The sequence below is a fragment of the Pseudovibrio sp. W74 genome, from assembly GCF_001623085.1.
GTDB lineage: Bacteria > Pseudomonadota > Alphaproteobacteria > Rhizobiales > Stappiaceae > Pseudovibrio.
In genome coordinates, this window is sequence record NZ_LMCJ01000003.1 from 22,341 (window position 1) to 45,448 (window position 23,108).

The 23,108-nt window shown below is 52.9% G+C and carries 21 protein-coding genes and 1 pseudogene; 17 read left to right on the forward strand and 5 right to left on the reverse strand.

Annotated elements, in window-relative coordinates; genetic code table 11:
• Positions 1–68: 68 nt before the first annotated feature.
• Complete coding sequence (locus tag PsW74_RS02475) at positions 69–467, reverse strand: RT0821/Lpp0805 family surface protein (RefSeq protein WP_208981734.1); 399 nt, start codon at positions 465–467, stop codon at positions 69–71.
• Positions 468–665: 198 nt separating this feature from the next.
• Here PsW74_RS02475 and pdxH point away from each other — a divergent pair, with 198 nt between their 5' ends.
• The gene (gene pdxH, locus PsW74_RS02480) at positions 666–1,283 is read left to right on the forward strand and encodes a pyridoxamine 5'-phosphate oxidase (protein WP_193757733.1); all 618 of its coding nucleotides are present in this window, start codon (positions 666–668) and stop codon (positions 1,281–1,283) included.
• A gap of 368 nt (positions 1,284–1,651) precedes the next feature.
• Here the strand turns inward: pdxH and PsW74_RS28800 are convergent, their stop codons facing one another.
• On the reverse strand, positions 1,652–1,822 hold the full coding sequence (locus PsW74_RS28800; RefSeq protein ID WP_167550269.1) for a hypothetical protein: 171 nt from the start codon (positions 1,820–1,822) through the stop codon (positions 1,652–1,654).
• A 568-nt stretch (positions 1,823–2,390) separates the two neighbouring features.
• Between PsW74_RS28800 and PsW74_RS02485 the strand changes: the two genes are divergently transcribed.
• Together PsW74_RS02485 and PsW74_RS02490 are read left to right on the forward strand one after the other, a co-directional pair.
• On the forward strand, positions 2,391–3,116 hold the full coding sequence (locus PsW74_RS02485) for an HAD family hydrolase (protein ID WP_208987801.1): 726 nt from the start codon (positions 2,391–2,393) through the stop codon (positions 3,114–3,116).
• Between the two features lie 192 nt (positions 3,117–3,308).
• A complete protein-coding gene (locus PsW74_RS02490) occupies positions 3,309–4,244 on the forward strand; it encodes a DUF1499 domain-containing protein (protein WP_063287284.1) in 936 nt (311 codons plus the stop codon).
• Between the two features lie 306 nt (positions 4,245–4,550).
• Here the strand turns inward: PsW74_RS02490 and PsW74_RS02495 are convergent, their stop codons facing one another.
• Together PsW74_RS02495 and PsW74_RS02500 are read right to left on the reverse strand one after the other, a co-directional pair.
• A complete protein-coding gene (locus PsW74_RS02495; RefSeq protein WP_057464901.1) occupies positions 4,551–5,744 on the reverse strand; it encodes a MalY/PatB family protein in 1,194 nt (397 codons plus the stop codon).
• A gap of 62 nt (positions 5,745–5,806) precedes the next feature.
• Complete coding sequence (locus PsW74_RS02500) at positions 5,807–6,724, reverse strand: MBL fold metallo-hydrolase (protein ID WP_063287285.1); 918 nt, start codon at positions 6,722–6,724, stop codon at positions 5,807–5,809.
• A 340-nt stretch (positions 6,725–7,064) separates the two neighbouring features.
• Here PsW74_RS02500 and PsW74_RS02505 point away from each other — a divergent pair, with 340 nt between their 5' ends.
• The 10 genes from PsW74_RS02505 to PsW74_RS02555 all read left to right on the forward strand — a co-directional run bounded on the left by PsW74_RS02505 (position 7,065) and on the right by PsW74_RS02555 (position 17,136).
• Positions 7,065–8,033: a zinc ABC transporter substrate-binding protein gene (locus PsW74_RS02505; RefSeq protein ID WP_057464903.1), complete on the forward strand. Its 969-nt coding sequence runs from the start codon at positions 7,065–7,067 to the stop codon at positions 8,031–8,033.
• Position 8,034: 1 nt separating this feature from the next.
• Entirely contained in the window at positions 8,035–8,859 is an 825-nt protein-coding gene (locus PsW74_RS02510) for a metal ABC transporter ATP-binding protein (protein WP_063287286.1), read from the forward strand.
• Between the two features lie 9 nt (positions 8,860–8,868).
• Entirely contained in the window at positions 8,869–10,104 is a 1,236-nt protein-coding gene (locus tag PsW74_RS02515; protein WP_063287287.1) for a metal ABC transporter permease, read from the forward strand.
• On the forward strand, positions 10,104–11,045 hold the full coding sequence (locus PsW74_RS02520) for a metal ABC transporter permease (protein ID WP_063287288.1): 942 nt from the start codon (positions 10,104–10,106) through the stop codon (positions 11,043–11,045). Before PsW74_RS02515 ends, PsW74_RS02520 begins: the two co-directional genes overlap by 1 nt.
• 302 nt (positions 11,046–11,347) lie before the next feature.
• A complete protein-coding gene (locus tag PsW74_RS02525) occupies positions 11,348–12,475 on the forward strand; it encodes an extracellular solute-binding protein (RefSeq protein WP_063287289.1) in 1,128 nt (375 codons plus the stop codon).
• Between the two features lie 177 nt (positions 12,476–12,652).
• Entirely contained in the window at positions 12,653–13,738 is a 1,086-nt protein-coding gene (locus tag PsW74_RS02535; RefSeq protein WP_063287291.1) for an ABC transporter ATP-binding protein, read from the forward strand.
• Entirely contained in the window at positions 13,731–15,017 is a 1,287-nt protein-coding gene (locus PsW74_RS29595) for an ABC transporter permease subunit (RefSeq protein WP_063287292.1), read from the forward strand. Before PsW74_RS02535 ends, PsW74_RS29595 begins: the two co-directional genes overlap by 8 nt.
• Entirely contained in the window at positions 15,014–15,853 is an 840-nt protein-coding gene (locus PsW74_RS02545) for an ABC transporter permease (RefSeq protein ID WP_063287293.1), read from the forward strand. The genes PsW74_RS29595 and PsW74_RS02545 overlap by 4 nt, the downstream gene beginning before the upstream one ends.
• A gap of 18 nt (positions 15,854–15,871) precedes the next feature.
• Positions 15,872–16,360 carry an SRPBCC family protein gene (locus PsW74_RS02550; RefSeq protein WP_063287294.1) on the forward strand — a complete coding sequence of 163 codons (489 nt, stop codon included), beginning with the start codon at positions 15,872–15,874 and terminating at the stop codon, positions 16,358–16,360.
• A 59-nt stretch (positions 16,361–16,419) separates the two neighbouring features.
• Positions 16,420–17,136 (forward strand): hypothetical protein, encoded by a 717-nt coding sequence (locus PsW74_RS02555; RefSeq protein ID WP_063287295.1) that lies wholly within the window; start codon positions 16,420–16,422, stop codon positions 17,134–17,136.
• Between the two features lie 20 nt (positions 17,137–17,156).
• On the opposite strand, the gene PsW74_RS02560 is transcribed toward PsW74_RS02555, so the two are convergent.
• Positions 17,157–17,738 (reverse strand): tetratricopeptide repeat protein, encoded by a 582-nt coding sequence (locus PsW74_RS02560; protein WP_063287296.1) that lies wholly within the window; start codon positions 17,736–17,738, stop codon positions 17,157–17,159.
• Positions 17,739–18,225: 487 nt separating this feature from the next.
• Here PsW74_RS02560 and PsW74_RS02565 point away from each other — a divergent pair, with 487 nt between their 5' ends.
• From PsW74_RS02565 to PsW74_RS30175, 4 genes and pseudogenes are all read left to right on the forward strand, one after another.
• Positions 18,226–19,593, forward strand: coding sequence for an ATP-binding protein (locus PsW74_RS02565; RefSeq protein ID WP_057464913.1), 1,368 nt, complete (start codon positions 18,226–18,228; stop codon positions 19,591–19,593).
• A 261-nt stretch (positions 19,594–19,854) separates the two neighbouring features.
• Positions 19,855–20,874, forward strand: a complete 1,020-nt coding sequence (locus tag PsW74_RS02570) for a PstS family phosphate ABC transporter substrate-binding protein (protein WP_063287297.1) — start codon at positions 19,855–19,857, stop codon at positions 20,872–20,874.
• 191 nt (positions 20,875–21,065) lie between these two features.
• Complete coding sequence (gene pstC, locus PsW74_RS02575; protein WP_063287298.1) at positions 21,066–22,454, forward strand: phosphate ABC transporter permease subunit PstC; 1,389 nt, start codon at positions 21,066–21,068, stop codon at positions 22,452–22,454.
• Positions 22,447–22,953 (forward strand): annotated as a pseudogene (locus PsW74_RS30175) (DUF3333 domain-containing protein); the annotation flags it as partial. The gene pstC and the pseudogene PsW74_RS30175, both read left to right, overlap by 8 nt.
• Between the last annotated feature and the right edge of the window lie 155 nt (positions 22,954–23,108).

Sequence of the window (23,108 nt, forward strand, 5' to 3'; positions counted from 1 at the left end):
ACGTGAGTATTTCAGTGGTTTTAATCTAGTAGGCCACGTCGCATTTGCGAAACTGAAGCGAGGAAGAGTTATTCAGTGACAGTTGCATCGGTTTGGAACGGAGCAAGCTGGACAATCTTCATTTTACGATTGGTATCCGGGCAGCTGCGCCCCTGATAGGCTCTGACGCCGCCAACAGTGTTTGCGCTGGTCACAAAATCAGTACAACCCGCAATGCTTTCTGTTTTATCAACAGACATGAGAGAGGTGATTGTGCCGCTATTGCCGCTGACAGGATTGGTCCAGGCCATAGGTGCAAACCGGTGCTTGGTTTGCCCGCTCTCGTTCAGAGCTTCCTCAATGGTATTCGTAATAACCGTACGGTCGGTGCGATGAATCTCGCTATCCGCGACCTTTTGCTTGGTATCAACTGCCTCTGTCAGGTTCAGAGGTTCTTGATACTCACTGTTGTTCACAGATATGGACATTTGAGTGCAGGCAGGAAGTGTCAGCAAGAGCGAAGCCGAGACAAAACACGACTGGCGTAAACGGGTTTTCTTGCTATACAAAACTGCCATATTACTACTAGAGCCTCAGGTTGAATCCGTTGTTTTAACGAATTCCGGTTCATCCACAGTGTGAGGATCCTAAAGGGACTATTAACTATGAATGGTGACATCCAAAATCTGGAAGAAAAGTTTACAAATAGTTACTCTGAAAGCGTAGAGGTTCCTTTTCAACTATTTGGTGAATGGCTTGCGCTTGCAGAGAAGAGCGAGCCCAATGATCCTAATGCCATGTCAGTTGCGACTGTAGACGAGAATGGCATGCCCAATGTACGGATGTTACTCCTTAAAGGTTACAGTCCACAGGGTTTTGTGTTTTATACAAACTTTGAAAGCACAAAAGGCCGCGAAATTCTTGCTCACCCTAAGGTTGCTTTGTGTTTTCACTGGAAAAGCTTGCGCAGGCAAGTTCGGGTACGTGGCAATGTTATCCACGTAACTGAAGACCAGGCTGACGAATACTACAACTCACGGCCACGAAAAAGCCGCATTGGTGCGTGGGCGTCCAAACAATCCCGCCCATTGGAAAGCCGCTTCGCGCTTGAAAAAGAAGTTGCCAAATACGCTGCTAAATATGCTGTTGGTGATATTCCGCGTCCTGGGTATTGGAGCGGTTGCATTTTGCAACCATTGGAAATCGAATTCTGGCACGATCGTGCCTTCCGCCTGCATGACAGATTTGTCTTCAAAAGAGACAGTGCAGAAGACCAGTGGGATAAGGTACGCCTGTATCCATAATGCATTTCAGATGAAGGCAGAGCGCATCACAAACATGGTGCGCCTGGTCATTTATCAGCGCTAGAACATGAGCCGCTATTGAAAGCAAAATTAGATATGGGGCAGGGCCGTGGGATCGTCATGCAGAAGACATAACGGTTGATGCTTCTACAGGCTCGGCAAGAAATAAGGCGGCTCGCAATCCTGCGGGTCGCCTTTTTTGCTCAGATAACCAGATGCCCGTTTAGGCCATCAAGTCTCTGTAAAGCCATGCCCTAATAAGGCGTGGCTTACGCATTGAAGTAGTCATCAATGTGATTGGAATACATAATCAAGCAATTCGGTTCTTGAAAAACAAGCTGGAATCTCTGATTTGTAGCCCTGACGCATCAGTCCGTCGGAAGAGGATATTCTTCCTGAACCTTAGGCTGATATGCCTCTTTCTGCTTGCCGTTACAGCAGTTCGCAGCATTGACAGCCTGAATGCCCACTGGACGATAAAGTTTGTCCAGATCAGGTTTAGCGTTTTTCTTTTGTTGCTCAGTCGTTCCGAAGGCCATTTTAGTCCGTCCCCTTGGGACAAGTTGTGTTGCAGAAATCGTGATGCTTATCCAGAATGAGTAGCCGGATAACCCGATATAAGCGTCAGCTCATATGCAGGAGTGATACTCAAATCGGGCATGAATATGTTAGCGCCAAAAAAACTAAAAAAGCCAATCTAATTTCGAGGGGGGAATTTCCCAATAAACTCAGCAATTTGAATGCATGAAACATGACGTTAACTAATTGCTCAGCGGCCTTTCTGGAAATTATTATTATTATACAAAAGGATAGGATATCAGGTTGTGAGCTAGTTAAAATTATCGCGACTAAACCATTAATGTATCAGGCTATTTTGAGTGACATTTGGCCGCGATTTCCCAGACTGCGAAACTGACAAAAAACTGTGTATTTAGTGTGCCAGGAAGCTTGTGGCCGATTGATTAGCATCGCTCATAGTGATTGGTGCTCGTAATACTCTGTATAAGTGCGTAGATTGAGCCGCTTGCATAAGAACTATTCTGCTCGGGTAATCGCCCGAAGACGGTCTCCCATATAAGCCGTCAAATGCGCTGAAGGAAAATGACAATGAACGTGCGCGCCGTACTGTTTGACCGCGATGGAACTCTCATTGATTTCAATAGGACATGGGGCACGGTGCTCCAACATGTTCTGATGGATCTGGCAGATGGAAATCTGAAACTGGCCACTGAGCTAGGCCATCTCGTGAAGTTTGATTACGCCAGCTGTGCCTGCCAACCGGGTAGCCCAATTCTGACTAATCCACCAAGCGGTTACAGCGAGCCATGGGCCAATCATCTTGGTGTTGAGTTCAACCGCGCGTTCCTGGACCGTATTGAAGACCTTATTCTGGACCATGCTGCAGACTGTGTTGCAGCATTTGATGATACAGCATCATCAATCAAGGCTCTGGCTGCAGCTGGTTTGCCGATCGGTCTGGCGACAAATGGCACAGAAGCAAGTGCTGTTGCGCAGCTGAAGCGCCTTGGCATTCTCGACTACTTCACCTTCGTTGTGGGCTACGACAGCGGACATGGTGAAAAACCAGAGCCGGGCCAGCTCTTTGGATTTGCAGAGCACACAGGTATCGAGCCTCAGCACATTGCCATGGTGGGTGACAGCCTTCACGATATGCATGCAGCCCAAAACGCAGGTATGGTGCGGGTCGCTGTAACAACCGGCGCTTTGACCGCTGAAGAGCTGAAGGACCATTGTGATCACCTGCTCGACAGCCTGACCGATCTTGTCGACCTGGTTGGCCTGAAGGCCGCAGGTGAGGGCGCTGCTGCTTAATAGCGTTTCCCGAATGCGGCGGTTCACCCGCCGCAACTCCCTCTCTCAAAATCGGCGCGAAAATAACAGCAGTATTCAACCCTCGGTAATTCTGAACTGCTAGTATCTGGTATCGTAAAGTAAAGAGCTGTAACCTTCATGCTGAATGGTTACGTTGAACTCTGAGCTGCAGATTGAAGAGAGTGGGATAGAATGACCCTGCAATTGCCCTTAAGACATTCTCGCACTGCCCTGCGCAGTCGTCGTATCGGCGCAATTGCGATTCCGTTTCTTATTCTCTCCGTTGCAGGCCATTACTTCGAGCTGTTCAACACAGAGGTGCTGCTCGTTCTCTTCGTGATCGGCTTTTTCATGGGGGCTGCTGCCATTGTGCTGGCCGCCATGGCCGTGGTTGATCTGTGGAACAACGGCGGCAAAGGGTTTGGCAACAGCTTTCTGGGCACGTTTTATGGCGCCATCGTCCTCGCCCCGCTTTTCATCGCCACACTGGGGCTCTACCTGTTCCCGCCACTCAATGACGTCTCAACAGATATGGAAGAGCCGCCTGCGCTGATTGCCGGAGATCGTATTGATGATGAAATCGGGCAGGACAAGCAGCTCATGCAAAAGGCCAGCTATCCTGACATCGTCCCACGCCGGTTCCGCCTGCCTCCTCCTGAGCTGCACAACGCTGTTTCCAGCGTCGCCTCCAGTATGGGGTGGAAGGTGATTTACGAGTTGCCCGCGGGTTTCCCGGACGAGCCTACCTACCTGCTCATGGAAGCACGCATGCCATACTTCTCTTTGAAGGATGATGTCGCCATTCGCATCCAGCCTGATAGGGTCGGTACACTTTTGGATATCCGCTCTGCCTCCCGCTTTGGCAGTCATGATTTTGGCACCAATGCCCGCCGCATAAGAGGGTTCCTGGCAAGTCTGGATAAGGTGCTCTTGCAAAACTACGGCATCACAGCCCGGGTTGAAGAGCCTGAGCTGGTCCTGCAGGACGAGGCCGAAGAGCCGCCTCGGATAAAAATCTCAGAGAGCGTGCCACTGCTGGAAGTTCCGTTAGAACTGCCACCTTCAATTGCATCCATGTTGAAAGAGCGTGGGACCGCGCCAATTCCCTCACAAAAGCCTGCACAGTAAACTGCCTGCACCAGTCAAAGGAGCTGCTACCAGTTTGGTAGAGTATGATCCGGAGATAAAAGCAGGCCCAGAAACGACATAACCAGCGCCGGGGAAGCACTGGTTATGAAAGCTTGCGTGAACAACGAGTACCGCTTTAAGGCTATCGCGAAACTCTGAGAGTTCTGAAGCCGGGGAAGCCGTTGAACTCTGTAAATTCAATATGACTCATTTTATAGCATGTGTGTGTGATAATTGTCACGCCCCCACAAAAAAATACGCCCAGAAATGGGCGTATCTTTGATAACTCAAAGTATATCTTTGAAATCAAGCGTTTGTTTGGATGCGAAGATCTGCAAAAACATCTTCCAAACGTTTGATAGCCTCTTCAACAGTCGATTTTGGACAGGCGAGATTGAAGCGCAGGAACGTTTCGCCACCTTTTCCAAACGTGCTGCCGATGTTGACAGCGACCTTCGCTTGCTTCTGGATTCGAGCGACGATCTCATCAAACGGCAGGTCAACATTTTTAAAATCGACCCACTGCAAATAGGTGCTCGCCATGCGCATCACTTTAGCGCCGGGGATAGCAGCTTCCAGCCCTTCAATCAGCAGCTCTTGATTGGCCGCAATGTAATCGCAAGCCTCAGTGAGCCACTCATCGCCATGGTTGTAAGCCTCAGTTGTGGCTTGTGAACCGAGCGGGGTGGCGTGAACTCCACAAGCAGTAAAGACCTTGCGGATTTGATCACGCAGCTCTTTGTTGCTGATGATGCACGCAGCCGTCGCAAATCCAGCCAGATTGAAGGTCTTGGAGGCAGATGTAAATGTAATCGTCCGCTCAGCAATCGCCTCAGACAAGGTCGAGGTGACCACATGCTTGGAGCCATCCAGAATGAGATCATGGTGGATCTCATCAGAGATGATCAGGATGTTATGTTCAAGGCAGAACTCACAAATGCGGGTCAGTTCCTCTGCAGTCCAAACACGACCACCCGGGTTGTGAGGGCTGCACAGCAACAGGATCTTGGTGCGTTCATCAATCTGATCGGCCAGATTGTCGAAGTCCATGTAATAAGCGCCATCACGCTCAATCAGCTGGCTTTCTACAAGGCGGCGGTTGTTGTCGCGCACGGCGCGGCCAAACGCATGGTAAACTGGTGAGAACACCAGGACGCCATCACCTTCCTCAGAAAACGCCTGAATAGCCATGGAGTAACCAGCCACAACACCCGGCACTGTTGTGATCCAGTCTGGAGAGACATCGAACTGGTGACGACGCTTCATCCAGGAAATGACAGCCTCTTTGTAAGGCGCATCATTGCCGTAATAGCCGTTAATGCCGTGCTCCGCAGCGCGGGCAACCATGTCGTTCACGGCTTGCGGGGGGCGGAAATCCATATCTGCAACCCACATCGGCAAACCGTCATCAGGACTGATGCCATAGCGACTTTCCATCTCATCCCATTTAAGAGAATGAGTGTTTCTGCGATCGATCTTCTGGTCAAAAATACTGGTCATTACGTCTCTAAGTGTTGGAGAGATCGGTTTCTCTGGGGTGTCCTGACAGTGTGTAAGCTGAGCTATGTCAGCTCACGCAACGTGAATTTTGCGGAGAGTGTAACCTTCGCATCGCACATGACAACCCCTTGAGCGATGAGATCATCCAGTTGTGCAAGAACATTGAGCGCCGCTGCCCCATGCAGCTTTGGGTCCACATCTGTGTAAATGGCTTTCACCATGGTCATGACCTCATCATCCCCCGCACGCAAACGCTCAAGAATAGCATCGGAGCGCATCTGACGATGCTGCTTCAACTGGGGGAGAAAGACCTTCGGGTTGTTTACCTCGCCGCCATGAGACGGGAAGTAGCGGGTTTCACTGCGCGCCATGAGCTTGTCCAGCGACTTCATATAGGCGTTCATAGACCCGTCTGGCGGCGCCACAATGGTTGTCGACCAGGCCATCACGTGATCACCGGGCAACATCACACCTTGCTCAGGAAGGGCGAAAGACAGGTGATTCTCTGTGTGTCCCGGCGTCGCAACCACTTCAATTGTCACACCATCAACAGAGATTTTGGCACCATCCTCCAGCTCTTCGTCGGGCGCAAAGTCCTTCTGAGAGCTCGCATCCATGGGCGTTTCTGCCATATCAGCAAATGAAACAGCTCGTTTGTGAGGCCCGCACCCCATCACAGGAGCACCCGTCTTTTCCTTCAAAGGGCCGGCAAGTGGAGAGTGATCCACATGGGTATGGCTGACGAGAATGGCCTTCACGGGTCGGCCATCAATGGCCGTCATCAAAGCGTCCAGATGCTCCAGATCCATCGGGCCTGGATCGATGACAACAACCTCGTTTTTACCAACAAGGAAAGTGTTAGTTCCTGCAAACGTTAGGGCACTCGGGTTATTGCAGGTCACGCGCGACAGCTCATCGGTGATTGCAACAAGCTCACCGTGTCGTGCATCAAATTCGCGATTGAAGTCCATCTTGCTCATGTCAGGTCTCTCCCATTGCTCTTATAAATAAGCCTTTGGCAAATAAGAGGCAATGGCAACTAGGCCTGATTGATGGTCGACTTTCTGCTCACGTCCCACAGTTCATCACAGAAGGGGCAAAATACCGATTTTCAGAAACTTTCATTTTTATATTGCAATTAAGAATGAGTTGCAACTAGACTGCAGGAAGAAACAGGATGCCCGCAGAAATTCTGATGGTATCTTTATTTAAAGAGCTCAGGGCGAAGATATTGGCCAGGAACAAAGTGGCTGGGTCGGAGAACTGCGAAAGATGAAGAGCCGGAAAGTTTGCTCTAGTCGGTTTAGAAAGTTGGATTTTATGCGCTACTTCAAAGCTGCTGTGTTTGCAGTGACAGTGATGGTTCTCGCAGGCTTTTCCAGCCTGTCAGCGGCACTTGCAAAGGCTCCGATCAATGCAGTTGCCACAGTGGGCATGGTTGCTGACGCTGTGCGTGCCGTTGGTGGTGACAACGTCACTGTGGAAGCGCTGATGGGAACAGGCATCGATCCGCACTCCTACCGCCAGACCCGCTCTGACGTGGTGAAGATGGGCCGCGCAGATGCGATTTTCGCAAACGGTTTGTTTCTGGAAGCGCAGATGGAAGATCTGCTGCTGAAGCTTCAAAAACGTAAGCCTGTCTTTTTCATCGGTGAAACCATCGACTCTGCCAAGCTGGAAGGTTCAACCGCGTACGCTGGTCGCTATGACCCACACGTCTGGATGAGCCCGACCCTTTGGCAAGGCGCGATCAATGGTGTGACCGAAGCCTTTGTCTCCATGGACCCTGAAAATGAGCAGGACTATCGCGACAACGCAGCAGCCTATCTGGCGCAGGTGCAGGAGCTGGCAAATTATGGCGATAAGATCCTCCAGACGGTACCGCAGGAGCGCCGTGTTCTTGTAACCGCGCATGATGCGTTCACCTATCTTGGCCGCGACTTCAATTTGGAAGTGGTTGGCATTCAGGGCATCTCCACCAACTCAGAAGCTGGTTTGCAGCGGATTGAGACATTGGTTGACCTTCTCGTCGACCGCAAAGTCACAGCAGTGTTTGTTGAATCGTCAGTATCAGAGCGAAACATACGTGCGCTGGTCGAAGGTGCCGCAGCCAAAGGCCACAAGGTCGAGGTCGGCGGCGAGCTCTTCTCAGATGCGATGGGTCAGTCCAATACCTATGAAGGAACGTATATCGGTATGATCGACCACAACATGACCTCGATTACACGCGCTCTGGGTGGAGAAGCACCTGCTCAGGGTATGCAGGGTAAACTTGGAGCAGGTCACTAAGATGCATGATAGAAGTTCCTCCGGTCTGCACTTGTTGCATGACACCGACAGCTCAAAAACTGTGAACCCGCAGGACCTGCCGTTCACCGTGCAGGGCATGACGGTCGCATACCACCACAAACCTGTGCTTTGGGGCGTGTCGTACTCAGCTCCAAAGGGATGCCTGACAGCCATCATCGGCCCCAATGGCGCTGGTAAGTCCACATTCCTGAAAGCCGCTCTTGGCCTGATCCCGAAACTCTCTGGTGACACCAAAGTCTTTGGTGCGCCAATTGAAAAGGTCCTCAAACGCATCGCCTACGTTCCGCAGCGCTCAGCCGTGGATTGGGATTTTCCGGCAACGGCCATTGATGTGGTGCTGATGGGCCTTTACGGCCAAATCGGCTGGTTCCGTTGGCCATCCCGCAAGCATCGTCAAAAGGCGATGGACTGTTTGAAATCCGTTGGCATGCAGGATTTTGCAAACCGCCAGATCGGTCAGCTTTCCGGTGGCCAGCAGCAGCGTGTGTTCCTTGCAAGAGCTTTGGCGCAGGATTCTGAAGTCTATCTCATGGATGAACCGTTCGCCGGTGTGGATGCTGCAACAGAAAAAGCAATCGTGGCCGTGCTCCGCCAACTGGTAGCAGATGGCAAGACCGTTCTTGTGGTGCATCACGATCTTGAAACCGTGCGTGATTACTACTCTCATATTCTGCTGCTCAATGGACAACACGTGGCGGACGGCCCAGTGGAAACAACCTTCACCGCTGAGAATCTGCAAAAAGCGTATGGCGGACGCCTTGCCAGCACCCAGCTGGATGGTCTCTCTGAAGCCTCAAACGCGTAAGGCAACGTCATGGAACAGTTCTTTGCCGCCCTTACTTTGTCCGCAGGCTACAACACAGCGCTGGTTTGCATCGGCGCAGCCCTTCTGGGGGCGGCCAGTGGTGCCATCGGTGTCTTTGTTTTGCTCAGAAAGCGGACACTGATCTCGGACGCCGTCAGTCACGCAACACTTCCTGGCGTCGCGCTCGCCTTCATCATCGCACAGGTTTACTTCGATTCAGGTCGCTCCCTACCAGTGCTCCTCTTTGGTGCGGCCTTGTCTGCTGGTATCGGCGTTCTGGCCGTAGATTGGATCAAAACCCACACCCGCCTCACAGAAGATGCCGCCATCGGCACCGTACTCTCCACCTTCTTCGCCGTGGGTATGGTACTGCTGACGATCATCCAGTCCATGTCCATTGCAGGGCAGGCGGGTCTGGAAGGCTTCCTGCTTGGTGCAACCTCCGGCATGCTCAAGTCTGAAGCGCTGACCATCTCAGTGGCAGCAGCTCTCGTTGGCCTTGCCGTTGTGCTGCGCATGAAAGAATTCTCACTGCTGTGCTTTGATGAAAGCTTTGCAGCAGCCTGTGGCTACAACGTGCGTTGGCTGGACCGCACACTGCTTCTGCTTTTGCTGGGCATTGTGGTGATCGGCCTTAAAACAGTCGGCCTCGTACTCATTATTGCTTTGGCAATCATCCCACCTGTGGCTGCCCGTTTCTGGACAGACCGCGTGCCGGTGTTGGTTGCCATTGCAGCAGGTATTGGCGCCTCGGGAAGCTACATCGGAGCTGCTCTCTCAGCCAGTGCACCAAACATGCCAACAGGCGGTTTGATCGTGCTGGTGCTCTTCAGTTTCTTTGTAGTTTCCCTGCTGATCTCGCCTGTCAGAGGCATTCTGGCAGCAGCGCTCAAGCACTATCGTTTCCAGCGCATCGTGCACTTGCGTCAGGGTTTGCTTGCCATCGCACACGATGAACCAGTGCTGGAACCTCTCACCCGCTCCATCCTCCGCCGTGGCGGTTTCATGGGAGGCGACGGCCAACCGACGGTCAAAGGCCAGTCTGAGGCGCGTCTCATTGAGCGGGATCAGAAGCTCTGGAACCTCTACCGCGAAATGCATCCAGAAGAGTCCCATGCACTGGCAGACTGGTCGCTAAAGCCAATCGGAGAAGTTCTGCCCGCTGATACAGTCAGGGTGTTGGAACAGGAACTAAGCCCGCATGTTGTGCACGGTGGTGAAACAAGCAGAGGAGGAGCAGTCTGATGGATATTTTCCTGCAATTTGACCTCCCAAGTATCCTGCTCGGGTCTCTGGCAGCACTCGCCTGCGGTCTTCTCGGCAACTTCCTTGTTCTGCGCAAGCAGGCGCTCATGGGCGATGCAATCTCCCATGTGGTTCTGCCTGGTATCGTGATCGGCTTCCTGTTCACCCATGAAACCAGCTCCTGGGCCATGATGCTCGGAGCAGGGGGAGCAGCAATCTTCGCAGTCCTCTTGATTGAACTTATCCGGCGTATCGGCAATGTAGAGCCGGGGGCAGCCATGGGCGTGGTGTTCACCACCATGTTCGCAGCAGGCGTTGTGATTCTGGAGCAAACCGGGACCGCTGGCGTTCATCTGGATGTGGAACACGCGCTCTACGGCAATCTGGAAAGTGCAATCTGGCTGGATGCCTATTCCCTCTCAGACCTGTGGAACTGGCAGGTGCTCATGACCTTGCCGGATAGCATCAAGCAGCTGTTTGTTGTTAACATGCTGGTGATTATGTTTATCGTGCTGTTCTTCAAAGAGTTGAAGATCTCCAGCTTTGACCCGTTGCTCTCTGCAAGCCTTGGTTTCTCGCCTAAATGGCTTGGCCTTTCACTCATTGTCATGGTGGCAATCGCGGCTGTTGCTGCATTTACAGCTGTAGGGTCGATCCTTGTGATTGCGATGTTTATCTGCCCGGCAGCAACGGCTCGCATGCTGACAGATAATCTGAAAGTCCAGCTCTTCATCTCCGGCATCGCATCTCTGTCCGCTGGCCTGTTTGGTTACCTGCTGGCAGCGTTCGGTCCGGGCCTGCTTGGCTATGAATTCTCCGTGTCCGCAGCCGGTATGATTGCGGTTGTCGCTGGTCTGCAGCAGGTGCTTGCCATGTTGTTTGCTCCGCACTATGGCGTCGTTATGCGGCGTCGCCGGCAAAGAGCGCACGCAAGCGTCTGATAGAGCCTGTAGCCTTCGACAATTGAAAGGGAGTACCTGAAAAGGTGCTCCCTTTTTAGTTTGCCAAATAAATAACAGATTGAAATTACCTAGAGTTTTCAGGTCAACCTATAGAAATATAAATACAATATTGCCTAGCCCGCTAATAATGAGCTACGCTCCATAAGTTAATATACGTAAATTGTCATGGGTCTGTCATAGGTTGCAGTTAGCTGCCTAGGTGATGGAACCGGAGGGGCGCCGAATCTAAGTATCGCGCCTCGGTTGCTATTAAGAATTCTTTGTCTCTTGAGGGTCCGTAAATGTCTATCTCTCGTCGTTCGGTTATAAAAGGCACTGCCGCAGCCTCCGCTGCTGCGATTGCCGCTCCTGCAATTTTGAAGGCCTCTGATGCGCTGGCATCTTCTGGTCAGGTGAATGTGTTCGCATGGGGCGATTACGTTCAGGACAACATGATCAAGAAGTTTGAAGGTGACACAGGCATCAAGATCAACCTGTCCACCTTTGGTTCCAACGATGAAGCTGAGCAGAAGCTGAAAGCAGCTGGTGGCAAGGGCTTTGACGTGATCTTCCCGTCCATCACCAACGGTGCCAACTACTACCCGGATGACCTGCTGGCGCCTCTCGATGAGAGCAAGCTCAAGGTTGATGCTGTTGTGCCTTCCATGCTGCGCGACAGCGTGAAGCTGGGCGGCACCTACCGTGGCAAGCGTATGCTGCTGCCATTCGACTGGGGCACAGAGGCAATCACCTTCGACAGCTCCGTGTTCCCGTTGTCAAACGACGAAGTTTCCTTCGGCTCCCTCTGGGCACCAGAAGCAAAAGGCAAGGCTGCCTTCCGTCAGAAGTCCGCTCTGATCGGCACTGGCCTTTACCTCGATGCAATCGGCAAAGTGAAGTCTGACCGTATGCTCGATGTTTACAAGACCGAGGAAGACGCCCGCCGCGTTTGGGATGAAGTGGCCAAGTTCATCATTGAGCGCAAAGAAAATATTGCTGCGTTCTGGAACAACGCGACCGAAGCAACAAACGCCTTCAAACAGGCTGGCGCGTCTATCGGTCAGACATGGGATACAACCGGTCTGTTGCTCAGCCGTGAAGATGCAAAATGGAAGTACCGCATGCCAAAAGAAGGCGGCATGACCTGGATGGATTCCATGGGCATTCCAAGCGGTGCGGCCAACACAGAACAAGCCTACGCCTTTATCAACGCCATGCTTGACCCGCAAATGGCAGGCATGTTCAGCTCAAACACCGGCTACAACTCCGCTGTTGTTGGTGCTGCAAACCATGCAGGTGAAACCTACAAGAAGCAGTTCCTGGAAATCTACAACAACGACACGCTGGCGAACCTGTGGTGGTACCCGGCAGATACGCCGTGGTTCGCTCCGTTGCGTCAGGAATACGTTGACAAGATCACCAACGCTTAAGGGCGTTGAAAGCAAAGCGCGGCATCAGCCGCGCTTTGCACATCCGCTCCTAAGAAATGCAGCAGCAAGACTGTGCATCTTGCGAGCACGGACTGTGCACTGGTCAAAATGTCAGGCACGCAGAAAACCTCTGAATTTCCAATCTTTAAGAGATTGAAGCGAAGCAATAGGCACTTCATGCACGGCAATGATGTAATTCTTGAAAACCTCTCCATGAAATTTGGCGATTTCGTCGCCGTCCAGCCCACTGACCTTAAGATCAACGCTGGTGAGTTTTTCTCCATCCTCGGCCCGTCTGGTTGTGGCAAAACAACCATTTTGCGCATGATCTCCGGCTTTCTTACTCCCTCACAGGGCCGTGTTGTGATCGGCAAAAAAGACATGTCCGGCATCCGTGCAAACGCCAGACCAACCGCTCTGATCTTTCAGAACCTTGCGCTGTTTCCGCTCATGAGCGTACGAGACAACATTGCCTTCGGTCTGGAAGCACGCGGCATCGCAAAGAAGACCCGGCTAGAAAAGGCGCAGGAGCTTTTGTCTCTGGTCGCGCTGGATGGTCAGGGCGACAAACTGCCAACAGCATTATCAGGCGGACAGCGCCAGCGCGTTGCCATTGCCCGCGCCCTTGCAGTTGAGCCCTCTGTGCTCCTGCTCGATGAGCCGCTCTCCGCACTTGATCTCAAACTTCGCCAGCACATGCGCGCAGAGTTGAAAGACCTGCAGCGTAAAACGGGCGTGACCTTCATTTACATCACACACGATCAGGGTGAAGCACTGACCATGTCAGACCGGGTTGCGGTCATGAACAAAGGCGTGGTGGAACAGGTTGCCACCTCTGACGAGATTTACGCGCACCCCAAAACGCCATTTGTGGCAAGCTTTGTGGGAGAGCAGAACATCTTCAAAGGCAAAGTTATTGGCAAAGAAGGTGACTTCGCAATTCTGGAAACATCGCAAGGCAAGCTCTTTGGCCAGAACGCGCACGGTTTGAATGAAGGAGAGGAGGCCATCCTCTTCGTGCGTCCTGAGCGAATGACCTTGGAAGAAAAGCAGGGCCAGCAGAACGGCCTCTCTGCAATTCTGGAGCGCCGCGACATGGAAGGTCCTTTTGTGAACCTCCATATGCGAGCAGGGGACCAGCCTGTTGCAATCCATGTGACCAATGTTGAGCAGACCCACCAGCCTCTGGGCGCAGACCAGAAACTCTGGTTTGCTGCGCAAGATGCCGTTGTGATGCGTCCGGGAGAGCTGGCCAGTGAATAGTCTGATCAAGAGTTACGGCAAAGGCCTGACCACACTTTTTATAGGTCTGGCTGCGATCTGGATTGTGGTGCTGATTATTCTGCCGCAAATGTCCATGATCGACCGCGCCTTCACCTATGAAGACAGGGGCGGAGCGGCAGCAACACTGGCACTGGAAATTGACCGCGCCTATGAAGACGTGTTCCAGATCAACACCAGATTAGTGGAGCTTCAGGCCGAAAAAGAAGACCTGATCGCTGGCACGTCCACGGCTCCCCAGCAAGACAGTGCCTCCGCGCTCAATCCGTTTGGCACACCGTCACCCTCTGATGATACCACCGGCCTCAATCCATTCGGAACGCCGTCAGTGCCGGAAGCAAACGATACATCAGGCCTGAACCCGTTTGGCGCACCATCAGCAGGCAACACAAGCGCGGTAAGCCGCAGCCTTGCCGAAATTGAGGCCGAAGAAGCACCGTTACTAGCGCAAAAGGGTGAACTAGAAACCCAGATTGCTGCGCTGGAAATAACCGAGAAATCCACCACAGACGCTGTTGGCTTGGATACCTCTTATTCGCTCAAGAACTTCACCATGATGAGTTCTGTGCATTTCCAAATCTTCCTTGCCACCATCATCTATGCGCTCTGCGTCACCATTCTGGCGTTTGCACTGTGCTATCCAGTGGCCTACGCCGTTGCGATGACCACGAACCGCAACAAGCTCGCAATCCTGATGCTTGGCCTGCTGATCCCCTACGCAATCAACGAGCTGCTGCGCATCTTCTCGTGGATCATGATCCTGGAAAAGCAAGGCGTGCTCAACGGCTTGCTGGACCTGCTGGGCATCATCAACATGGAAGCTGGCGAAGGCTTCCGCTTTGTCGCCTCCAATGGCGCCGTGTTCACCGTAATGGTCTACGCCTACGTGCTCTTCATGGTTTTCCCAATCTACAACACGGTTGATACGCTCGACAAAAACCAGATCGAAGCGGCAAAGGATCTGGGCGCGTCCACATGGCGTATTCATTGGCGGGTGGTTCTTCCGCACGCCAAACCCGGCATTGCCGTTGGCGCGATCATGACCTTCATGCTCTCTGCGGGTTCCATCGCCGTTCCAAGTGCTGTGGGCCGTGGTCTGCACCCCGACTGGTTCTCTCAGGTGATTTATCGCCGTTTCTTTGAGGCAGACAGCTGGAACCAGGGCGCCGCCTATTCGCTGGCATTGCTGGTGGCCTGTATCGTCTTCATTCTGTTCAACATGTGGGTCTTCCGCGTCGGCATTCGGGACATCGCGAAATGACAACAACAACACTTGAAAGCGGCGCCATGAAAGAACAGGTGAAATCTCCTATTGATTGGGCCGCCACCATCCTCAATGGCTATCTGGTGATCTTCTTCGCCTACATGTTCCTGCCCATGATCTTCATGGTGATTGCAGCCTTCAATGCATCGCCCACCCCCTCTGTCATCGACTGGCAAGGCTTCACGCTGGACTGGTTTCGTGCCCTGCCGGAGGATCAGCGTTTCATAGACGGGTTATGGCATTCGCTGATTATCGCGCTGGGCGTCATCGTCATCTCAATCCCACTTGGATTGGCTGGGGCTTTGTTGCTCACACGCCTGCAATCCCAAGCCACCACGTTCCTCTACACCGTGTTGGTGTCGCCCATGCTCACTCCGGGCATCGTGCTGGGGGCAACCACGCTCATCTTCTGGCGGGATGCCTTCGGGGTGGAAGGTGGCCTGCTGACCGCAACTATTGCGCAGTCCAGCTTCATCGCCTCCTATTGCATGCTCATGTTCATGGCACGCCTGCAACGGCAGGATATTGTGCAGGAAGAAGCGGCGTTGGATCTGGGAGCCTCCTCGTTCTTTGTGTTCCGTAAGATCACACTGCCATTCCTCATGCCGACCATTCTCACAGCTGCTGCAATCTCGTTCCTGCAGTCTATTGAGAACTACAACACCACCTTCTTTGCCATTGGCCCAAGCTGGACACTGGTTACGGAGATTGGGGCGCGCATGCGGTTTGGCATATCCCCTGTCATCAATGTCATCGGTGTTCTCTTTGTAGCAATTACGATAATTGCTGCTACAGTCTACGTGATGGCTCGCCGTAGGAAGGGACGCGGTTGAGTGTAATTGGGGGATGCGATGACATCAGGCGAAACGGGCGTCTTGGAGCAATTTTCACTATGCAAGGCAGAGGTGCTTCTGCCTGCATCAACTCAAAGCGCCTATGCGTGCTTTCTGGAGAAAATCGACGCCTGGTGGCCCGCAGAGTACAGGTTCGCGCCTGAGGGTGTACTCGGCATCGAGCCACTGGTGGGCGGTTCGTGCTTTGAAGATGTGGAAGATGGTAGACGCCTGCATTGGGGCACCATTCAGGAGCTGGAGGAGGGCTGCAAGATTGTCCTTGCCTGGCAGATCTCGCCCAAGCGCCTGCTGATTGAAGACCCGCAAAAAGCTGGCATCGTCACAATTCAGTTTTCAGATGTTGAGGGTGGAACGCAGCTCAAACTGGTGCATAGTCATTTCGAGCGCTACGGAGACGGCTGGCGGGAGTACCTGCGTGCCATGAACTCCAGCGCCGGATGGGCCTACTGCCTGAACAAGCTGAAAACTGCCATCGTGAAACTCTAAGGCGTTTTACCGAAAGATGACGCCGGATTTCAGATTAAGAGACGCATTTAGGAGCCTTCATGAAGCTCAAGTTTCGTTGCCTGCCAGAACTTCACGGACATATTCCTGAGCCGGTAGAAGCAAAGGCATCACTGCCTGACTGGTTGAAAGACATCCCTTCAACGGCTGAAAGTGAGTTGCTGGGCAACGAACAGGTGCGCACGCTCAAACACTGCCCACCAATCATCGACGGCTTTTCAACAGGCATCCTCTTCAAGCTGCCCTGTGATGTGACGATGAAAGGCGGCGAGTTCTCATGGCACTGGCCAAAGCCAGTCTCACCTAAGGCACAACAAACCCGATCACCCATCGGCCTGCATGTGCCAGAACAGGCAACCGGTGCTCCGCTGGGCACGAATCCGGGTGATTTCATCATCAAGCTCAACAACTTCTGGAGCATCGAGGCTCCTGAAGGCATCTCACTGCTCTTCACCCATCCGCTTAATCGTGAAGAGTTGCCGTTCAGAACACTGGCAGGTGTGGTGGATTGTGACCGCTTCAAAGGCGGCTTCGTTCATTTTCCAGCGCTTTGGAAAGACCCAAAATTCGAAGGCACGTTAAAAGCAGGCACCCCGATCGCGCAAGCTTTCCCATTCAAGCGAGAGGCGTTGGAGCTGGATTGCGCTCCGATGGATGAAGCCGAGTTCGAAACCCATCTGGACACACAAGGCAAACTACAGGCAGAACCGGGCCACTACCGCAAATCTGTCCGTGCCAAGCGCTCCGTTGAGGCTTAAGAGGCCAGTCATAGACCGTCTTATGGAAGCATAGCTTTCGAGTTGAGCGGCACGCGCCCGAATGATCCTTGGCTCATAATTTTCAGCAATTCAGGACGCACAGGCGGATTGTTGGCAAACAATCGCCGCAACATGTTGATGCCTTCATCATTGCCCTGCATTTGCATGGCTTCTGCTGCACCAAGAATGTTCTCAGCATCATTCTCCAGCTCAGCCCGCTTTTGGAAGGCTTGCAGGGCCAGGTCCGGAACCTCCATGTGCAGTGCAATGCGGGCAAGGTTCAGCAAACCATCGCTATCATCAGGGTAGGCGGCGGTGAACTCGGCAAAGTCATTGAGCGCTGAGGCAAAATCCTCCATGTCCAGACAAGCCGCAGCCCGTTCAAACATCGCACCTTTGTGTTGCGGGTTGAGGTCCAGTGTCTTCTCGAAATTCTCAAGGGCCTGCACATTGTTGCCCGCACGGCGGCGCACAAGGCCAAGGTTGTACCAAAGGCTCGGGTTGGTCTCATCCTCCTCCAGCATGAGAAGAATGTACTTTTCCGCTACCGCCCAATCCTCCTGTGCAATCGCAGCTTCCAGCTTTTCGAGAAACTCTTCCATCGTTCGCCCTTCGTTACACCCCACATAAGCGGTCCAATCATAGAAGCCGAACACCGCTCGCATGACCTATTTAAAGACGCAGGCCATTTAAATACAATTACCAAAGGTAAGAGGGGGAGGACACTGCACTTCAATTGAGCACTAAACGCTAAACATGATAGTTGCATGACGTCTGCACTGCCGCAAATGAAGGTTTGCCGATTAATTATTATTCCTCAGCTTCTCTTCTGCTTGATTTGTTAAACCTGCTAAATATATAACCGCAGCAACTCGTCGATACGATCTCAGCGGATAAACATTGTTTGCCCTTGGGCGCAGGCCCTCTAAGATCCTTGGTTTCGCTACGTCTTTGACAATCTCCAGTTGGGAAAACTGAAGAAATGAGGTGCCGCCGTCGCGAGAATGTCATGCTGGCCCTGTTAAATTCTCGGCCAGTCTTGAAAGAAAAACAACGTAAACGCACAGCGGCGTTTAGAGAGTGGCACGTATGTCCCTGGATACCGACAAGGAAGAAAAGCAGGCCAATCAGGAGCCGTTGAGATTAGGTCTCAACCGGCGTGCGGTTTATCGCAAACCCGTTGATGTGCGCTGGATCCTTCTGGCATCTGCCGGCATTTTTGCTCTCTTCTCCATAGCCTTCGACGTACCCGTCTGGGCCTCGTTCTTCGCATACGCCCTCATTTTTGTTCTGGTCATCGGTGGCGGCATGAAAAGCCGCACCAAGGTCAAAGCACCAAGCGGTGTCAGCCGCAAAGAAGCCAGCGAGATCGTCGACCGCGGCATGAAGTCTGCCGTCAACGCCCTGCCAGACCCATGCTTCGTCGTCGATTATCGTGGCACCACCCAATATGTGAACCTCGCGGCACAGCGCCGCTTCGGCACCATTGCGGTTGGCGACCCTCTGTCCTTCCGTATCCGCGCGCCATCGCTGCTGGAGGCGCTGGACCGTGTCTCCAATGGCGGCTCTACAGAAGTCATCGACTGGACCGAGAAAGTCCCGATGGAACTCTGGCTGGAAGCGCATATCGCGCCGCTCTGGTCCGTCTCCAGCGGAAACCTCGCCGTCCCTCGCGGACGCCCGGGTCTCATTCTCGTTGTCATTCGCGACCTGACCGAAGCCCGTCGTCTTGAACGGATGCGGGCTGACTTTGTCGCCAACGCCTCCCACGAGCTGCGCACCCCGCTGGCATCACTGACAGGCTTCATTGAAACCTTGCAGGGCCCTGCCAAGGGCGACCCGAAGGCACAAGACCAGTTTCTCGGCATTATGCTGGATCAGGCAGAGCGCATGCGCCGTCTTATTGACGACCTGCTGTCCCTGTCCCGCATTGAGATGAAGGTGCACGTTCAGCCGGAAACCCTCGTGGATCTCAGCCTGATCATGCGTCATTCTGTAGAAACTTTGCTTCCGGTCGCGAAAGAATCGGGTGTTGAGGTGAATGTGAATGTGCCTGAGGAACCTGCCGAGATTCGCGGTGAGAAGGACGAACTCGTTCAGGTCTTCAGCAATCTCATCGAAAACGCGCTGAAATACGGCTCAAGCGGGGGCCGAGTCGATGTCACATGCCGCCTCGACCCTGATTCCACTGAGACACCGCACTGGATTGCAGAGGTCCGCGACTTCGGTCCGGGCATTGATCCTGAGCACCTGCCGCGGTTAACCGAGCGTTTCTATCGGGTTGACGTGGTCACGAGCCGTCAGATGAAAGGAACAGGCCTCGGTCTGGCCATCGTAAAACACATTCTGACAAGGCACAGGGCTCGCCTGGAAATTGAGAGCAAACCAGATGAAGGCGCCTGCTTCCGCGTGTTCATACCCGGTGCTGTTATTTATGATGAAAATGATATCGATTAAAATAATCTAATAAATTCAAATGCTTGCAATGTCATAAAACTGATACGCAACGTTCATATAACCATCACAGCCAAACGCTAGGTTACAGCCAGCTCGCAGCCGGGGCGCTGTGAGGTGAACGTAGTTAAACAGTTTAGAGCGCGTTCCGTTTGATTGGTTTCAATCAAACGAAAAGAATTCGCTCAAGCAAAGATGAGAGCACGTTGTGTGAATATTATGAACGCAACGCGCTCTTAAACCAAGACTCCCAGGAGACTTCAGGTGAAAATCAAGGCATTCGCAAGCGTTGCAGCGCTCGCTCTCGCAGGTACCATTGCTGCTGGTTCCGCACAGGCTCGTGATCAGATTCAGATCGTTGGTTCTTCCACTGTTTTCCCATTTGCAACAGCTGTAGCTGAGCAGTTTGGTCAGAAGACAAACTTCAAAACACCAGTTGTTGAATCCACTGGTTCAGGTGGCGGCATCAAGCTCTTCTGTGAAGGCGTTGGCGAAAACATTCCTGACATCACCAATGCTTCCCGCCGCATGAAGGGCAAAGAGCTGGTGAAGTGTAACGAAGCTGGCGTAACCCCAGTAGAAGTTACTGTCGGTTTCGACGGCATCGTTCTTGCAAACTCCAAGGCTGGCACTCAGCTGGACCTGACACTAGCTCAGATCTTCCTCGCGCTTGCGAAAGAAGTTCCAGTGGACGGCAAACTGGTTGCAAACCCATACCAGACCTGGGCAGACATCGATCCTTCCCTTCCTAACTCGAAGATCGAAGTGCTTGGCCCTCCACCAACATCCGGTACCCGTGATGCATTTGCCGAGCTGGCAATGCAGGGCGGCTGTAAAATGGTACCAGGTGCTGCTGACCTCGGTCTGAAGAAAAAAGCGTGTCACGAAATCCGTGAAGACGGTGCGTACATCGAAGCTGGTGAGAACGACAACCTGATCGTTCAGAAGCTTGATGCGAACCCGAATGCACTCGGCATCTTCGGTTTCTCCTTCCTTGATCAGAACGCTGACAAGATCCAGGGCGCTAACATTGCAGGCGTTGCACCAACATTTGATGCAATTGCTGCAGGCGACTACCCAGTGTCCCGCTCCTTGTACTTCTACATCAAGAAAGAGCACGTTGGCGTAATCCCAGGTATCGCTGAATACCTTGGTGAGTTCACCAATGAAGACACATGGGGTGACGAAGGTTACCTGGCTGACAAAGGTCTGATCCCGATGCCAGCAGCTGACCGCGCAGCAGTTTCCAAATCTGCAGCAGCGCTGACACCACTTGCATTCTAATTGCAAACGCTAAGAGAGCGGTCAGCATGTCCAGCTGACCGCTTTCCTGCATCCTCCAAAAACTAAAGCGCGTTCCGTTTGATTGGATAGAATCAAACGACAAGAATTCGCTCAGGCAAAGAAGTTAGAGCGAAATGCGTGAATGCAAATGAACGCAACTTGCTCTAAAGCCAGATAAGGCGACACAACAAATGTTCTGGACTTACGCTGCCCTTCTTCTACTGGTCTTCGTAACCGCTAATGTCTACGGGCGTTTCCGGGCTATGCAGGTTGCTGGTCATCAGCTCTCTGCACTGCATTCCCGTCCAAGCTACCATGGTGGATACCTGGCCATTCTGGCCGCTCTTCCAGCATTTGTCCTTTTGATTGCATGGGCAATCGTTGAGCCGCGCTTGCTTGATACAATGGTGATCAGTGCAAAGGCCGAGAGTGTTGCAGGACTGTCGAAAGCAGAACTTCAGGCATTCTTGCGGGACGCACGCGCCATCGCATTCGGCGGCATCGTGGCCTTCTCTGATGCCGGCAAAGAGCAGGCGGCTGAAGTGTTCAGCTCACTTGCGCAAACATCATTCATTCTTAAAACAACGCTGATCATCGCCCTGGTTGCTGGTGGTCTGTGGTACGGCAATCGCACCATCACACCGGCAATGCGAGCCCGTCATTTTGTAGAGCGCACCGTCATGGGATTGCTGATCCTGTGTTCCGCTGTCGCGATCTTCACAACCATCGGCATCGTTCTCTCGCTTATCTTCGAAAGCTTGATGTTCTTCCGCCAGATCCCAATTCTGGATTTCGTCTTCGGCACTCACTGGAGCCCGCAAAGCGCCTTTGAAGGAGCAGGGGCCGAGCACGGCGAAGCCAATACAGAAATCTTCGGTGCAATCCCGCTTCTGGTTGGCACCATGCTGATCACAGCAATTGCTATTTTCGTAGCCGCGCCCGTTGGTCTGCTCTCAGCAATTTACCTCTCCGATTATGCAAGCACGCCAGTGCGTGCCATTGCAAAGCCGGTTCTGGAAATTCTGGCTGGCATTCCAACCGTGGTCTACGGCTTCTTCGCGGCGTTGACTGTGGCACCCTTTATCCGTGGCTGGGGCGAAAGCATCGGCCTGTCAGTCAGTTCAGAATCTGCGCTGGCTGCTGGCCTTGTCATGGGCATTATGATCATTCCGTTCGTCTCCTCCCTTTCTGACGACGTGATCAACGCGGTGCCGCAGTCACTGCGCGATGGCTCTGCCGGTCTTGGTGCCACCAAGTCGGAAACAATCCGCCGGGTTGTTCTGCCAGCCGCTCTTCCGGGCATCGTGTCCGCTCTCATCCTCGCCATCTCCCGCGCCATTGGTGAAACCATGATCGTGGTGATGGCTGCAGGGCTTGCCGCAAACATAACGGCAAACCCGCTGGAAGCTGTAACAACCGTGACCGTGCAAATCGTCACCTTGCTGGTCGGTGACCAGGAATTCGACAGCGCGAAAACACTCGCAGCATTTGCACTCGGTCTTCTCCTCTTCTGCATCACACTTGCTCTGAACATCTTCGCTCTGCGCGTCGTGAAGAAATATAGGGAACAGTATGATTGATATCGCTCAGGACACTGCCGGTACTGCCATTGGCGGGCGTGTCAAAGGCATTCCTTCCGGCGTCCATACGACAGACGAAGCTCGCAAGCGCCTGAAAAAGCGCTACAGCATGGAAGCGCGCTTTAAGGCTTATGGCATGGGTGCCATTGCACTGGCCGCAACATTTCTGGTTCTGCTGCTCTTCACAATTGTCGGCTCAGGCTTGCCTGCCTTCACTTACAACTACGTAAGCGTGCCGCTCAATCTGAGTGCAGAAAAGGTCGATCCAGCCAATCCGGCTGGCGCAAGCTACAACAAGATCATTCGCGACGGACTGAAGGCAGAATTGCCATTCGCTTCCGACCGTAAAAACCGCCGTGTGCTTTATTCTCTGGTGTCCTCCGGTGCCAATGTCACGCTGCAAAAGCAAGCAATAGCTGATCCATCCATACTGGGTGGGACTGGCCCGGTTGCGATCCCGCTCTCCGACTTTGCCGACCTTTATGTCAAAGGTCTGATCACAAAGAAAACCGAGATCGCCACCTCAAGCGCAGCAACAGTTTCCGGCACGGACGGTCAGGTGACCATCAGTGCGCAGAAGCCTGAGTTTGAGCAGATCCTTGCGGCGTTGAAGACCTATTATGATCGTGAAATCGAACTGCTGACAGGCAAGAT